The following is a 14,959-nucleotide window of genomic DNA, read 5'->3' on the forward strand; positions in this document are numbered from 1 at the left end:
AAGTGGCGCGAACCGGCCGGGGCCCGGCCCTCACCGGCCTCCCGGCCCCCGATGAAACTCCGCGTGCGCGGCGCGTACGCACGGCCCGGCCGCCCCCGGCTCTCCGGCCGGCCCGGTGGTGCGTGCGCCTGCCGCGCCGTTATCTGAGAGGGCGCTGTGACTAGCGAGTCCCGACACGTCCCGGTGATGCTCCAGCGGTGCCTGGACCTGTTGGCCCCGGCCCTGGAGAGGCCCGGGGCCGTCGTCGTCGACTGCACCCTCGGCCTCGGCGGCCACAGCGAGGCCCTGCTGACCCGGTTCCCCGAAGCGCGCCTGATCGCGCTCGACCGCGACAAGGAGGCGCTGCGGCTCTCCGGCGAGCGGCTCGCCCGCTTCGGCGACCGCGCGACCCTGGTGCACGCGATCTACGCCGACCTCGCCGAGGTGCTCGACGGCCTCGGCACGCCCACCGTCCAGGGCATCCTCTTCGACCTCGGTGTCTCCTCCATGCAGCTGGACGAGGCCGACCGGGGCTTCGCCTACGCCCAGGACGCGCCGCTGGACATGCGGATGGACCAGACGACGGGCATGAGCGCCGCCGAGGTCCTCAACACCTACCCGCCGGGCGAGCTGGTGCGGATCCTGCGCCAGTACGGCGAGGAGAAGCAGGCCAAGCGGATCGTCTCCGCCGTGGTGCGCGAACGCGAGAAGGAACCCTTCACCAACAGCGCCCGGCTCGTCGAGCTGATCCGCGACGCGCTGCCCCAGGCGGCCAAGCGGACCGGCGGCAACCCGGCCAAGCGGACCTTCCAGGCCCTGCGCATCGAGGTCAACGGCGAGCTGTCGGGGCTGGAGCGGGCGATCCCGGCGGCCGTGGAACGGCTCGCCGTCGGCGGCCGGATCGCGGTGCTCTCCTACCACTCGCTGGAAGACCGGCTGGTCAAGCAGGTCTTCGCGGCGGGCGCCGCGAACACCGCGCCGCCCGGGCTGCCCGTCGTACCGGAGAAGTACCAGCCGAAGCTGAAACTCCTCACCCGCGGCGCGGAGCTGCCGACGGAGGAGGAGATCGCGGAGAACCGCCGCGCGGCCCCGGCCCGCTGCCGGGGCGTGGAGCGGATCCGGGCGGAGCACCTGTGAGGCCGGGCGGCACGGCCGTGGCCACGGTCCCGCGGCGGGCCCACCGGGAGGAGGCAGGGTGAGCAAGGCCGGGCGGACGCCCTTCGTGCTGCTGGTCGTCGCCCTGCTCGGCGGCGGCCTGATCAGCCTGCTGCTGCTGAACTCGGCGCTCAACCAGGGTTCCTTCCACCTCAGCAAGCTGAAGAAGGAGACCACCTCGCTCACCGACGAGCAGCAGGCCCTCCAGCGCGACGTGGACGCCCAGTCGGCGCCCGACGCGCTGGAGCGCCGGGCCCGCGAGCTCGGCCTGGTGCCCGGCGGCAGCCCGGTCTTCCTCGGCGCCGACGGCACCGTCCGCGGCACGCCGACCGCCGCCGACGCCCCCGCCCCGCCTCCGCCGCCCCCCGCGGCCCCGGCGGCTCCCGCCGCGTCCTCCGCGCCGCCGGCCGCCCCGTCCGCCGCCCCGCAGCCCCCGGCGGCGTCCGCCGGCCCGTCGGGCGCCCCGCCCGCCGCGGCCCCCGGCGCCGTCCCGCCCCCGCCCTCCGCGGGCAAGCCCACCCCGACCCCCGGCAGGTGACCGAGTGAGCCCCAAGGAACCTCCGCGGCGGCGGATCCCCGGGCCGCCCAGGCCCCGTACGACCGCGCGCCCCGCCGCCCGCCCGGCGTCCCGCCCCGCCACCCGCCGGCCCGCCGCGCCCCGGGCGCCGCACACGATCCGGCTCGGCGCCCCCAAGCCGCGGCTGCGGCTGGTCGGGGTCGCGCTGACGCTGGTCATGGCGGCCTTCGTCGTCCGGCTGCTCCAGGTCCAGGCGGTCGACGCCTCCTCCTTCTCCGCCGCGGCCTCCAAGAACCGGTTCGCCAACTACACCCTGGCCGCCGAGCGCGGGAACATCACCGACCGCAAGGGCGTGGCCCTGGCCACCAGCGTCGACGCGCACGACATCACCGCCGACCCGTCGATGTTCACCCCGCAGGAGAGCAAGGCCCCGGACGCCCCCGCGCAGGCCGCCGCCCTCCTCGCGCCGATCCTCGGCGAGGACGCCAAGGAGCTGACGGAGCGGCTCGCGACGAAGAACACCCGCTACGTCGTCCTCGCCCACCGCCAGACCCCCCAGGTCTGGAACCAGATCAAGGACCTCAAGCGGGTCTTCGCCGAGAAGGCCGCGGCCGACAAGAAGAACAACGGCCCCGGCGCCAACGTCCTCGCGGGCGTCTTCCAGGAGCCCAGCAGCAAGCGGGTGTACCCCAACGGCGACCTGGCCGCCGGGATACTGGGTTACGTCAACGCCGAGGGCAAGGGCGCGGGCGGACTGGAGTCCTCGCTCGACAAGAAGCTCTCCGGCAAGGACGGCCAGCTGACCTACGCCCAGTCCGGCGGCCGCCGCGTCCCGACCGCCGGGTCCAGCGAGAAGCCCGCCGTGCCCGGCCAGGACATCGAGCTGACCATCGACCGCGACATCCAGTGGGCGGCGCAGAGCGCGATCGCCGAGCAGGTCCAGAAGTCCGAGGCCGACCGCGGCTACGTCATCGTCCAGGACACCCGCACCGGCGAGGTCCTGGCCATGGCCAACGCCCCCGGCTTCGACCCCAACGACCTCGGCAAGGCCCGTACCGCCGCCATGGGCAACGCGGCCCTCCAGGACGTCTACGAGCCCGGCTCCACCGCCAAGGTGATGTCGATGGCCGCCGTCCTGCAGGAGAAGAAGGCCACCCCCGCCACCCACGTCACCGTCCCCAACCGGCTGCACCGCGGCGACCGGCTCTTCAAGGACGACATCGACCACCCGACCTGGAACCTGACCCTCAACGGGGTCCTCGCCAAGTCCAGCAACATCGGCACCATCCTGGCCACCGGACAGCTCGGCCCCACCCAGGCCGAGGCGAACAAGGTCCTGTACTCCTACCTGGACAAGTTCGGCATCGGGCAGCCCACCGGCCTCGGTTACCCGGGCGAGTCCCGCGGCATCCTGGCCAGGCCCGAGGCCTGGTCCACCTCCCAGCAGTACACGATCCCCTTCGGCCAGGGCCTCTCCCTCAACGCCATGCAGGCCGCCTCCGTGTACTCGACGATCGCCAACGGCGGTGTCCGGATCACGCCCACCCTGGTCCGCGGCACCAAGGGCCCCGACGGCCGCTTCACCCCGGCCCCCGCGCCCGAGAAGCGCACGGTGGTGAGCCCCGAGACCGCCAAGACCCTGGCCGCGATGCTCGAATCGGTCGTGGACGACCAGGAGGGCACCGGCACCAAGGCCCGCATCCCGGGCTACCGCGTCGGCGGCAAGACGGGAACGTCCAACCGGGTGGATCCCGCCACCGGCCACTACAAGGGCTACACCGCGTCGTTCGCGGGTTTCGCCCCCGCCGACGACCCCCGCATCACCGTGTACTGCGCCATCCAGAACCCCACCAAGGGCAGCTACTTCGGCGGACAGATCTGCGGGCCCATCTACAAGAAGGTCATGGAGTTCGCCCTCAAGTCCCTCCAAGTCGCCCCGAGCGGCACCGCCCCCGCCGGACTGCCGGTCACCTTCGAACCCGGCCAGTGAGCAGACCGCCGCGCCACCAGACCGTGAGGCACCATCAGTGACAACGATCACCCCGAAACCCGGGAACCGGACCGCCGAAGCCCCCACGAGCGGGCCCTCGCTTCGCGACCGGCCCGCCGCGCCCGGTACGCTCACCGCCGTGCCCCACGCTGATCAGCCCAGAACCACCCAGAAAGACGCCCCGGCAACGCCGCCGGGAGCGCCCCGGCCGCTGGCCGTCCGCCCGACCCCGCTCGGCGATCTGGCCGCGCTGCTCGGCATCGAGACGCCCGTGCCCGCCGAGGTGCCCGGCAGCCCCGGTCATCACGGCCGCCCCACGGGCATCACCGGCATCACGCACGATTCGCGTGCGGTGCGGCCCGGCGATGTCTACGCGGCCCTGCCCGGAGCCCGCGTCCACGGCGCCGACTTCGCGCCGCAGGCCGCCGAGCTGGGCGCCGCCGCGATCCTGACGGACCCGGCGGGCGCGGCCCGCGCCGCCGCCACCGGACTGCCCGTCCTCGCGGTCGACGACCCCCGCGACCGGATGGGCGAGCTGGCCGCCACGATCTACGGACGTCCCGGCGAGGACCTCCTGCAGATCGGCATCACCGGGACCTCCGGCAAGACCACCACCGCCTACCTCATCGAGGGCGGGCTGCGGCGGGCCGGCCGGACCACCGGACTCGTCGGCACCGTCGAGATGCGGATCGGCGACCAGGCCGTCAAATCGGAGCGCACCACCCCCGAGGCCACCGACCTGCAGGCGCTCTTCGCGGTGATGCGCGAACGCGGCGTCCAGGCCGTCGCCATGGAGGTCTCCAGCCACGCGCTGGTGCTCGGCCGGGTGGACGGCTGCGTCTTCGACGTCGCCGTCTTCAACAACCTGAGCCCCGAGCACATGGAGTTCCACTCCGACATGGAGGACTACTTCCAGGCCAAGGCGCGGCTCTTCACCGAGCGCCGCAGCCGCCTGGGCGTGGTCAACCTCGACGACGAGTACGGCCGCCGCCTCGCGAAGGAGGCGAGCGTGCCGACGCTGACCTTCTCCGCCACCGGCGACCCGGCCGCCGACTGGCGGGCCGAGGACGTCGTCTCCGGTCCCGTCGGCTCCACGCTGACCCTGGTGGGCCCGGCCGGGGAGCGGATCTCGGCCACGGCCCCGCTGCCCGGCCCGTTCAACGTGGCCAACACGGTCGCGGCGATCGTCACCCTGGCCGCCGCCGGGATCGACCCGCAGACCGCCGCCGACGGCGTCGCCGCCGTCCCCGGGGTCCCGGGCCGCCTGGAGCGGGTGGACGCGGGCCAGCCGTACCTCGCCGTCGTCGACTACGCGCACAAGACCGACGCCGTCGAATCGGTGCTGCGCGCGCTGCGCGAGGTCACCGAGGGCAGGCTGCACATCGTGCTCGGCTGCGGCGGCGACCGCGACACCACCAAGCGGGCCCCCATGGGCGCCGCGGCCGCCCGGTTCGCCGACACCGCGCTGCTGACCTCCGACAACCCGCGCTCCGAGGACCCGCTCGCGATCCTCGCCGCGATGCTCGAAGGCGCCGTCTCCGTACCGGCCGCCGAGCGGGCCACGGTCCTCCTCGACGCCGACCGGGCGGCGGCCATCGCCGCCGCCGTCGCGCGCGCCGCACCGGGCGACACCGTCCTCGTCGCGGGCAAGGGCCACGAGCAGGGCCAGGACACCGCGGGCGTCGTCCGCCCCTTCGACGACCGCGCGGTGCTCCGCGCCGCCATCGAGGCACACCGCGGCCGCGCGCAGGAGCCCGCCGCGGCCGAACAGACCCCGCCCGTACGACAGGCCGAGGTGAACCAGTGATCGACCTCTCCCTCGCCGAGATCGCCGACATCACCGGCGGACTCGCGCACGACATACCGGATCCGTCCGTACGCGTCACCGGGCCCGTCGTCATCGACTCCCGCCAGGTCGAGCCGGGCAGCCTGTTCGCCGCCTTCGACGGCGAGCGCGTCGACGGCCACGACTACGCCGAGCGCGCGGTCGCCGCGGGCGCGGCGGCCGTCCTCGCGGCCCGTCCCGTCGGCGTACCCGCGATCGTCGTCCCCGACGTCGAGAAGGCGCTCGGCGCCCTCGCCCGGGCCGTCGTCGAACGCCTGGGCACCGACGTCGTGGCGCTGACCGGCTCCGCCGGGAAGACCTCCACGAAGGACCTCATCGCCCAGGTGCTCCAACACCACGCGCCCACCGTGTGGACGCCGGGCTCCCTCAACAACGAGATCGGCCTGCCGCTCACCGCGCTCAAGGCCACGGCCGAAACCCGGCACCTGGTCCTGGAGATGGGCGCCCGCGGCATCGGGCACATCGCCTACCTCACCGGCCTCACCCCGCCGCGGATCGGCCTGGTCCTGAACGTCGGCACCGCCCACATCGGCGAGTTCGGCGGCCGCGAGCAGATCGCGCAGGCGAAGGGCGAGCTGGTCGAGTCCCTGCCGGACGAGGCCGCGGGCGGCGTCGCCGTCCTCAACGCCGACGACCCCCTGGTACGGGCCATGACCGCCCGCACGAAGGCCCGTACGGTCCTCTTCGGCGAGGCCGACGACGCCGACGTACGCGCCACCGAGGTGCGGATGACGGAGGGCGGACGGCCTTCCTTCACACTCCACACACCCACCGGGTGCGGCGAAGTGACCTTGCGGCTGTACGGTGAGCACCACGTGTCGAACGCGCTCGCCGCGGCCGCCGTCGCCCATGTGCTGGGCATGTCCGTCGCCGAGATCGCCACCGCGCTCTCCGGGGCGGGCACGCTGTCCCGGTGGCGGATGGAGGTCACCGAGCGGGCGGACGGCGTGACAGTCGTCAACGACGCCTACAACGCGAACCCGGAGTCCATGCGGGCCGCCCTGCGCGCACTTGCCGCGATGGGCGGCGGCGCGCGGGCGAACGGGGGCCGCACGTGGGCGGTGCTCGGTCCCATGGCCGAGCTGGGCGACGAGTCGCTCGCCGAGCACGACGCGGTCGGACGGCTCGCCGTCCGGCTCAACGTGAACAAGCTCGTGGCAGTCGGGGGCAGGGAAGCGTCCTGGCTGCAACTGGGCGCATATAACGAGGGTTCGTGGGGTGAGGAGTCGGTGCTCGTGTCCGACGCGCAGGCGGCGGTCGACCTGTTGCGCAGTGAACTGCGCCCGGGAGACGTCGTGCTGGTGAAGGCTTCCAGGTCCATCGGCCTGGAGCGGGTCGCGCTGGCGCTCCTTGAGCGCGAGGGCGAGGTCACCGGCCGATGAGGCAGATCCTGTTCGCGGGAGTCATCGGGCTCTTCCTGACTCTCGTCGGCACCCCGCTGCTGATCAAGGGGCTGGCCCGCAAGGGCTACGGCCAGTTCATCCGGGACGACGGGCCGCGCGGCCACGCCGGGAAGAAGGGCACGCCCACCATGGGCGGCATCTCCTTCATCCTGGCCACGCTGGTCGCGTACGCCCTGACGAAGGTGATCACCTCCAGCCAGCCGACCTTCTCCGGTCTGCTGGTGCTCTTCCTGATGGCGGGGATGGGCGTGGTCGGCTTCCTGGACGACTACATCAAGATCGTCAAGCAGCGTTCGCTGGGTCTGCGGGCCAAGGCCAAGATGGCCGGCCAGCTGATCGTCGGCATCGCCTTCGCGGTCCTCGCGCTGCAGTTCTCGGACGGGCGCGGGCTCACCCCCGCCTCCACCCGGCTGTCCTTCGTGACCGACTTCGGCTGGTCCATCGGGCCGGTGCTGTTCGTGGTCTGGGCGCTGTTCATGATCCTGGCGATGTCGAACGGCGTGAACCTCACCGACGGCCTCGACGGACTCGCCACCGGCGCCGCCGTGATGGTCTTCGGCGCCTACACCTTCATCGGTGTCTGGCAGTACCAGGAGTCCTGCGCCAACGCGCAGACCCTGCCGAACCCGTCCGCCTGCTTCGAGGTGCGCGACCCGCTCGACCTCGCGGTCGTCGCCTCCGCCCTCATGGGCGCCTGCTTCGGCTTCCTGTGGTGGAACACCTCGCCCGCCAAGATCTTCATGGGGGACACCGGTTCGCTGGCCCTCGGCGGCGCGCTCGCCGGCCTCGCGATCTGCTCCCGCACGGAGTTCCTGATCGCCCTGCTCGGCGGCCTCTTCGTCCTGATCACCATGTCCGTGGTGATCCAGGTCGGTTCCTTCAAGATGACCGGCAAGCGGGTCTTCCGGATGGCACCGCTCCAGCACCACTTCGAACTCAAGGGGTGGTCCGAAGTCCTTGTGGTGGTCCGCTTCTGGATCATCCAGGGCGTGTGCGTGATCGTCGGCCTCGGACTCTTCTACGCGGGATGGGCAGCGGACAAGTGACCGCCTGGAACGGCAAGAACATCACCGTCGCCGGCCTCGGTGTGAGCGGCGTCAGCGCCGCCCGCGCCCTGGCCGGCCTCGGCGCCGTCGTGACCGTCGTGGACGGCGGCGACGGCGAGGGCCACCGCGCCCGGGCCGCCGAACTCGGCGCCCTGGGCATCTCCGTACGGCTCGCCGACGCCGAGACCCTCCCCGAGGGCACCGACCTGGTCGTCACCTCGCCCGGCTGGAAGCCGGACAGCCCGCTGTTCGCCGCGGCCGCCGCGGCCGGTGTGGACGTCGTCGGCGACGTCGAGATCGCCTGGCGGCTGCGCGGCGAGAACGCCGCGCCCTGGCTCGCGATCACCGGCACGAACGGCAAGACCACCACCACCCGGATGCTCGCGTCGATCCTGCGCGCCGCCGGTCTGCGCACCGCCGCCGTCGGCAACATCGGCACCCCGATCATCGACGTGGTGACCGGCGCCGAGGAGTACGACGTGCTCGCCGTCGAACTCTCCAGCTACCAGCTGCACTGGGCGCCCTCCGTACGGGCCCACTCGGCGGCCGTCCTGAACCTGGCCCCCGACCACCTCGACTGGCACGGCTCCATGGAGGCGTACGCCGCCGACAAGGGCCGCGTCTACGAGGGCAACACCGTCGCCTGCGTCTACAACGTGTCCGACAAGGCCACCGAGGACCTCGTCGTCGAAGCCGACGTCGAAGAGGGCTGCCGCGCCATCGGGTTCACCCTCGGCGCCCCCGGCCCCTCCATGCTCGGCGTCGTCGACGGCATCCTGGTCGACCGCGCCTTCGTCGAGAACCGGCAGAAGAACGCCCAGGAGCTGGCCGAGGTTTCCGACGTCGACCCGCCCGCCCCGCACAACATCGCCAACGCCCTCGCGGCGGCGGCGCTGGCCCGCGCCTTCGGCGTGCCGCCGCGCGCCGTCCGCGACGGCCTGCGCGACTTCCGCCCCGACGCCCACCGGATCGCGCACGTCGCCGAGGTCGCGGGCGTCACGTACGTCGACGACTCCAAGGCGACCAACACGCACGCCGCCGAGGCCTCCCTGGCGGCCTACGAGCCGGTCGTGTGGATCGCGGGCGGCCTCGCCAAGGGCGCCACCTTCGACGAGCTGGTGGCGCGCTCCGCGAAGCGGCTGCGCGGCGCCGTCCTGATGGGCGCCGACCGGGCCCTGATCCGCGACGCGCTGGCGCGACACGCGCCCGAGGTCCCGGTCGTCGAGCTGGAACGGACCGACACTGGGGCGATGTCCGAGGCGGTCCGGGAAGCGGCCCGGCTGGCCGAGCCGGGCGACACGGTCCTGCTGGCGCCCGCTTGTGCCTCGATGGACATGTTCGCGAACTACAACGAGCGCGGCGACGCGTTCGCCGACGCGGTCCGCGAACTCGCCGCGGCGGGCGCCTAGCGACGCAGGGGCCGGACCCCTCCGGCCGGCTGCTCGTCCGAGTGGAGGGGAAGATCACACATGCCGGCCAAGCAACTGCTGCCGGGGCGGCGGCCGTCCGCCCCGAAGCCGAGGGCGCAGGGCCGCAAACGGCCCGCTCCGCGCGTGAAAAGGATCACCGGGCGCGGCTCCCTGGAGGGGCTGCGGCGCACCCAGCGGCAGGTGCGCCGGGCCTGGGACCGTCCGCTCACCGCGTATTACCTGATCTTCGGCAGCGCCCTGCTGATCACCGTGCTCGGTCTGGTGATGGTCTACTCGGCCTCCATGATCAAGGGCCTCCAGCTGGGCCTGGGCGCCTCGTACTTCTTCAAGAAGCAGTTCCTGGCCGCCTGCATCGGCGCCGTCCTGCTGCTGGCCGCCTCCCGGATGCCCGTCAAACTGCACCGGGCGCTGTCCTACCCCGTCCTTGCCGGAACCCTCTTCCTGATGGCCCTGGTCCAGGTCCCGGGGATAGGAGTCGCGATCAACGGGAACCAGAACTGGATCTCCCTCGGCGGCCCGTTCATGCTCCAGCCCAGCGAGTTCGGCAAGCTGGCCCTGATCCTGTGGGGCGCCGACCTGCTGGCCCGCAAGGGTGACAGGGAGCTGCTGAGCCAGTGGAAGCACCTCCTGGTGCCGCTGGTGCCGGTGGCCTTCCTGCTGCTCGGGCTGATCATGCTCGGCGGGGACATGGGCACCGCGATGATCCTCGGCGCCATCCTCTTCGGCCTGTTGTGGCTCGCCGGGGCGCCGACCAGGATGTTCGTGGGGGTGCTCGCCTTCGCGGGTGTGATCGTCGCGGTGATGATCCGGACCAGCCCGCACCGGATGGACCGCCTCGCGTGCCTGGGGGCGACAGATCCGGGCAAGAACGACCTCTGCTGGCAGGCGGTGCACGGAATCTATGCCCTGGCGTCCGGCGGCTGGTTCGGTTCCGGACTCGGTGCGAGCGTGGAAAAATGGGGTCAACTGCCCGAAGCCCACACGGACTTCATCTTCGCCATCACCGGTGAGGAACTGGGGCTGGCGGGCACGCTGTCGGTGGTCGCCCTGTTCGCGGCCCTAGGCTATGCGGGTATCCGCGTGGCCGGACGTACGGAGGACTCCTTCGTCAGGTTTGCCGCGGGAGGCGTGACCACCTGGATCACGGCGCAAGCCGTCATCAACATCGGTGCGGTGCTCGGTCTGCTGCCGATCGCCGGGGTCCCGCTCCCGCTGTTCTCCTACGGGGGGTCCGCCCTGCTGCCGACGATGTTCGCCGTGGGACTGCTCATCGCGTTCGCGCGGGAGGAGCCCGCGGCGCGCGCGGCACTCGCGATGCGTCAGCCGAAGTTCGGCTGGAAGCGGGCCGGGCTGAGATGGAAGACGATGAGACGGCGCGTCACGAAGCGTCCGTCCGGAGAGCGGTGAATTTCGGTGCATGTCGTACTCGCCGGTGGGGGGACCGCCGGCCACATCGAGCCGGCGCTCGCCCTCGCGGACGCCCTGCGCAGGCGGGACCCCTCCGTGGGCATCACCGCCCTCGGAACCGAACGGGGCCTTGAGACCCGCCTGGTGCCGGAGCGCGGCTACGAGCTGGGACTGATCCCCGCCGTACCGCTGCCCCGCAAGCCCACCCCGGAGCTGATCACCGTCCCGGGACGGCTGCGCGGCACCATCAAGGCCGCCGAGCAGATCCTGGAGCGCACCAAGGCCGACTGCGTCGTCGGCTTCGGCGGCTACGTGGCGCTGCCCGGCTACCTGGCCGCCAAGCGGCTCGGGGTCCCGATCATCGTCCACGAGGCCAATGCCAGGCCGGGCCTCGCCAACAAGATCGGTTCGCGCTACGCGGCCGCCGTCGCGGTCTCCACGCCCGACAGCAAGCTGCGGGGCGCCCGTTACGTCGGCATCCCGCTGCGGCGTTCGATCTCCACCCTGGACCGGGCCATGGTGCGGCCCGAGGCCCGGGCCGCCTTCGGGCTCGACCCCAACCTGCCGACGCTGCTGGTCTCCGGCGGCTCGCAGGGCGCGCGCAGGCTCAACGAGGTCGTCCAGGCGGTCGCGCCGGTCCTCCAGCGCTCCGGGATCCAGATCCTGCACGCGGTCGGCCCGAAGAACGAACTGCCGCGTGTCGACAACATGCCCGGGATGCCGCCCTATGTGCCGGTACCGTACGTGGACCGGATGGATCTCGCGTACGCCGCCGCCGACATGATGCTGTGCCGCGCGGGCGCGATGACCGTCGCCGAACTGTCCGCCGTCGGGCTGCCCGCCGCCTACGTCCCGTTGCCGATCGGCAACGGCGAACAGCGGCTCAACGCCCAGCCGGTGGTCAAGGCCGGCGGCGGCCTGCTCGTCGACGACGCGGAACTGACGCCCGAGTGGATCCTCAGCCAGATCCTCCCGGTACTCGCCGATCCGCACCGTCTGTACGAGATGTCGCGCGCCGCAGCGGAGTTCGGCCGCCGGGACGCCGATGATCTGCTGGTCGGCATGGTCTACGAGGCGATCGCCGCGCACAGGGCCCGCTGACCCGGGCAGGCACGACGCAGGAGGCAGCGCAGTGGCAGGAGCGACGACCGCACGCGAGGGCGACAAGCCCCCGAAGCCTGCCAAGGCGCCCAAGCAGGGCCGGACGGCGAAGGCGGCGACCGGGCCGGGCTCCCGCGGCCCCGGCGGCCCCCGGCCCGCGCCGGGGCGCCTGCGCCGGGGCCCGGTGCTGCTCGCCGCCCTCCTCGTCGCCGTGCTGCTCGGCGGGGGCGTCACGTGGGCCCTGTACGGGTCCGCGTGGCTGCGCGTCGAGAAGGTCACGGCGGGCGGCACCGAGGTGCTCACCCCCGCCCAGGTGCTCGCGGCGGCGGCGGTCCCGGTCGGCGCGCCGCTCGTCACCGTCGACACCGACGAGATCGAACGCCGGGTCCGCGCGAAACTGCCGCGGGTCGACACCGTGACCGCCACCCGGTCGTGGCCGCACGGAATCGGACTCGAAGTGACGGAGCGCAAACCCGTGCTGCTCATCAAAAAGGGCACGGACTTCGTGGAAGTGGACGCTTCGGGTGTGCGATTCGACACGGTTGCGAAAGCACCCGCAGGAGTTCCGGTCCTCGAACTGTCCGCCGGACAGTCGCCGAGTGCCCGGCGCTTCGACGAGGACCGGCTGCTGCACGAGGCGGTGGCCGTCGCCGGCGACCTCCCCCCGGCCGTGGCCAGGGAGACCCTGCTGGTCAAGGTGGGCTCGTACGACGCGGTCGTCCTGGAGCTCACCCGGGGCCGGAAGGTGATCTGGGGGAGCGGTGAACAGGGTGCCGCGAAAGCCCGCGCGCTGACCGCGCTGCTCAAGGCGGCGCCCAAGGCCGACCACTTCGACGTGAGCGCTCCCACGGCACCTGCGGTGTCCGGGAGTTGACGTCGAGTCGAACACCGGCGCACCCTGGTTGGCCAGCGATATGGGTGATCACATAGGGTGAAAAGAAAAACGGGAGGTTCGGCGTGTTCGTTGAACGCGCACCACTTGTCGACTTAGTGTCCTGTACGGAGAGTCCAGGGAACAGACACACCCTTAACCCTAAACTTCAGGGTTAGGGTTCGGGTCGGCGTGTTGGACCGTCCCACTTTCGGCATCAGTCGTCGCACCGCAGGCCCGCGAGGCGGCGACACGTAACTCGAGGCGAGAGGCCTTCGACGTGGCAGCACCGCAGAACTACCTCGCAGTCATCAAGGTCATCGGTGTCGGCGGCGGTGGTGTCAATGCCATCAACCGAATGATCGAGGTCGGTCTCAAGGGCGTCGAGTTCATCGCCATCAACACCGACGCCCAGGCGCTGTTGATGAGCGACGCCGACGTCAAGCTCGACGTCGGCCGCGAACTCACCCGGGGCCTCGGCGCCGGAGCCAACCCGGCCGTCGGCCGCAAGGCGGCAGAGGACCACCGCGAGGAGATCGAGGAGGTCCTCAAGGGGGCCGACATGGTCTTCGTCACCGCCGGTGAAGGCGGTGGCACCGGTACCGGTGGCGCCCCCGTGGTCGCCAACATCGCGCGCTCGCTCGGCGCCCTGACCATCGGCGTCGTCACCCGGCCCTTCACCTTCGAAGGCCGCCGGCGCGCCAACCAGGCGGAGGACGGCATCGCCGAACTCCGCGAAGAGGTCGACACCCTCATCGTCATCCCCAACGACCGGCTGCTGTCCATCTCGGACCGTCAGGTCAGCGTCCTCGACGCCTTCAAGTCGGCGGACCAGGTCCTGCTGTCGGGCGTCCAGGGCATCACCGATCTCATCACCACCCCGGGTCTGATCAACCTCGACTTCGCGGACGTCAAGTCCGTGATGTCCGAGGCGGGCTCGGCCCTCATGGGCATCGGCTCCGCCCGCGGCGACGACCGCGCCGTGGCCGCCGCCGAGATGGCGATCTCCTCCCCGCTGCTGGAAGCGTCCATCGACGGGGCCCGCGGCGTGCTGCTCTCCATCTCCGGTGGATCCGACCTCGGTCTCTTCGAGATCAACGAGGCGGCCCAGCTGGTCAGCGAGGCCGCACACCCCGAGGCGAACATCATCTTCGGCGCCGTCATCGACGACGCGCTCGGCGACGAGGTACGGGTCACCGTCATCGCGGCCGGGTTCGACGGCGGACAGCCCCCGGCCCGCCGGGACAACGTCATCGGCGCCGCGTCCACCAAGCGCGAGGAGCCGGCCCCGCCGGTGCGCGCCGCGGAGCCGGTCCGTCCGGCCTTCGGCGGACTCGGTTCGGTCACCCCGCGCGAGGACGTCCAGGTGCCGGTCGAGCCGGCGCCCGCCGAGGCCGCGACCCCCGCGCCCCCGCAGGTCCCGACGGCCCGGCCGTACCAGGACAGCCCGGCCGAAGAGCTGGATGTCCCGGATTTCTTGAAGTGACGATAGAGCGGCACACCGCGAACGGCGCCCACTTCGCTTTCACCGACAGGTGGGGCGGGGGGAGCGCCGTTCCGTATGAGGAGCTGAACCTCGGTGGCGCGGTGGGGGACGACCCGGTCGTCGTCGGCGCCAACCGGGCCGAGGCCGCGCGGATCCTGGGCATCGCCTCGGACCGGGTGGTCTGGATGAACCAGGTGCACGGGCGGGACGTCGCCGTGGTCGACGGCCCGTGGGCCGCCGGCCAGGACGTCCCCGCCGTGGACGCGGTGGTGACCACCCGTCGGGGGCTCGCCCTCGCCGTCCTCACCGCCGACTGCACGCCGGTCCTGCTGGCCGACCCCGTCGCCGGGGTGGTGGCCGCCGCCCATGCCGGGCGGCCCGGACTGGTCGCGGGGGTGGTGCCCGCCGCGGTGGCGGCGATGGTCTCCCTGGGGGCGGAGCCCGCGCGGATGGTGGCCCGTACCGGTCCCGCCGTCTGCGGGCGGTGCTACGAAGTGCCCGCCGCGATGCGGGACGAGGTCGCCGCGGTCGTACCGGCCGCCTTCGCCGAGACGTCGTGGGGGACACCGGCCGTCGACGTGGTCGCCGGAGTGCACGCGCAGCTCGCCGAGGCGGGGGTGGTGGAAACCCACCGGTCCCCGGTCTGCACACTGGAGTCGCGGGACCACTTCTCGTACCGCCGCGACCGGGTGACCGGGCGGCTTGCCGGATACATCTGGTGGGACTGA

The 14,959-nt window shown here is 72.6% G+C and carries 12 protein-coding genes; all 12 read left to right on the forward strand.

The features are described 5' to 3' along the window. Nucleotides 1-156 precede the first annotated feature (156 nt). The 12 genes from rsmH to pgeF all read left to right on the forward strand — a co-directional run bounded on the left by rsmH (nucleotide 157) and on the right by pgeF (nucleotide 14,959). A complete protein-coding gene (gene rsmH, locus ABZY31_RS20015; RefSeq protein WP_356412193.1) occupies nucleotides 157-1,116 on the forward strand; it encodes a 16S rRNA (cytosine(1402)-N(4))-methyltransferase RsmH in 960 nt (319 codons plus the stop codon). A gap of 58 nt (nucleotides 1,117-1,174) precedes the next feature. After that, entirely contained in the window at nucleotides 1,175-1,672 is a 498-nt protein-coding gene (locus tag ABZY31_RS20020; RefSeq protein ID WP_356412194.1) for a hypothetical protein, read from the forward strand. 4 nt (nucleotides 1,673-1,676) lie between these two features. Further along, complete coding sequence (locus ABZY31_RS20025; protein ID WP_356412196.1) at nucleotides 1,677-3,641, forward strand: penicillin-binding protein 2; 1,965 nt, start codon at nucleotides 1,677-1,679, stop codon at nucleotides 3,639-3,641. Between the two features lie 37 nt (nucleotides 3,642-3,678). Next, nucleotides 3,679-5,448, forward strand: coding sequence for a UDP-N-acetylmuramoyl-L-alanyl-D-glutamate--2,6-diaminopimelate ligase (locus tag ABZY31_RS20030; RefSeq protein ID WP_356412198.1), 1,770 nt, complete (start codon nucleotides 3,679-3,681; stop codon nucleotides 5,446-5,448). Further along, nucleotides 5,445-6,869, forward strand: a complete 1,425-nt coding sequence (gene murF / locus ABZY31_RS20035; RefSeq protein ID WP_356412200.1) for a UDP-N-acetylmuramoyl-tripeptide--D-alanyl-D-alanine ligase — start codon at nucleotides 5,445-5,447, stop codon at nucleotides 6,867-6,869. Before ABZY31_RS20030 ends, murF begins: the two co-directional genes overlap by 4 nt. Next, on the forward strand, nucleotides 6,866-7,936 hold the full coding sequence (gene mraY, locus ABZY31_RS20040) for a phospho-N-acetylmuramoyl-pentapeptide-transferase (RefSeq protein ID WP_356412202.1): 1,071 nt from the start codon (nucleotides 6,866-6,868) through the stop codon (nucleotides 7,934-7,936). The genes murF and mraY overlap by 4 nt, the downstream gene beginning before the upstream one ends. Next, a complete protein-coding gene (gene murD / locus ABZY31_RS20045) occupies nucleotides 7,918-9,345 on the forward strand; it encodes a UDP-N-acetylmuramoyl-L-alanine--D-glutamate ligase (RefSeq protein WP_356412204.1) in 1,428 nt (475 codons plus the stop codon). Before mraY ends, murD begins: the two co-directional genes overlap by 19 nt. Nucleotides 9,346-9,405: 60 nt before the next feature. Beyond that, on the forward strand, nucleotides 9,406-10,773 hold the full coding sequence (gene ftsW / locus ABZY31_RS20050) for a putative lipid II flippase FtsW (protein ID WP_356412205.1): 1,368 nt from the start codon (nucleotides 9,406-9,408) through the stop codon (nucleotides 10,771-10,773). 6 nt (nucleotides 10,774-10,779) lie between these two features. After that, the gene (gene murG / locus ABZY31_RS20055) at nucleotides 10,780-11,874 is read left to right on the forward strand and encodes an undecaprenyldiphospho-muramoylpentapeptide beta-N-acetylglucosaminyltransferase (RefSeq protein ID WP_356412207.1); all 1,095 of its coding nucleotides are present in this window, start codon (nucleotides 10,780-10,782) and stop codon (nucleotides 11,872-11,874) included. Nucleotides 11,875-12,058: 184 nt separating this feature from the next. Then, nucleotides 12,059-12,748 (forward strand): FtsQ-type POTRA domain-containing protein, encoded by a 690-nt coding sequence (locus ABZY31_RS20060; RefSeq protein ID WP_356412293.1) that lies wholly within the window; start codon nucleotides 12,059-12,061, stop codon nucleotides 12,746-12,748. Between the two features lie 277 nt (nucleotides 12,749-13,025). Continuing rightward, complete coding sequence (gene ftsZ, locus ABZY31_RS20065; RefSeq protein ID WP_356412209.1) at nucleotides 13,026-14,231, forward strand: cell division protein FtsZ; 1,206 nt, start codon at nucleotides 13,026-13,028, stop codon at nucleotides 14,229-14,231. Further along, a complete protein-coding gene (pgeF, locus tag ABZY31_RS20070; protein ID WP_356412210.1) occupies nucleotides 14,228-14,959 on the forward strand; it encodes a peptidoglycan editing factor PgeF in 732 nt (243 codons plus the stop codon). Before ftsZ ends, pgeF begins: the two co-directional genes overlap by 4 nt.

Origin of the sequence: Streptomyces sp. NPDC006529 (assembly GCF_040611795.1) — a bacterium.
Taxonomy (GTDB): Bacteria; Actinomycetota; Actinomycetes; order Streptomycetales; family Streptomycetaceae; genus Streptomyces.

Coding starts and splice junctions, on each gene's coding strand:
- mraY (WP_356412202.1), top strand. CDS start 6,866: ATGAGGCAGATCCTGTTCGCGGGAGTCATCGGGCTCTTCCTGACTCTC.
- ftsW (WP_356412205.1), top strand. CDS start 9,406: ATGCCGGCCAAGCAACTGCTGCCGGGGCGGCGGCCGTCCGCCCCGAAG.
- murD (WP_356412204.1), top strand. CDS start 7,918: ATGGGCAGCGGACAAGTGACCGCCTGGAACGGCAAGAACATCACCGTC.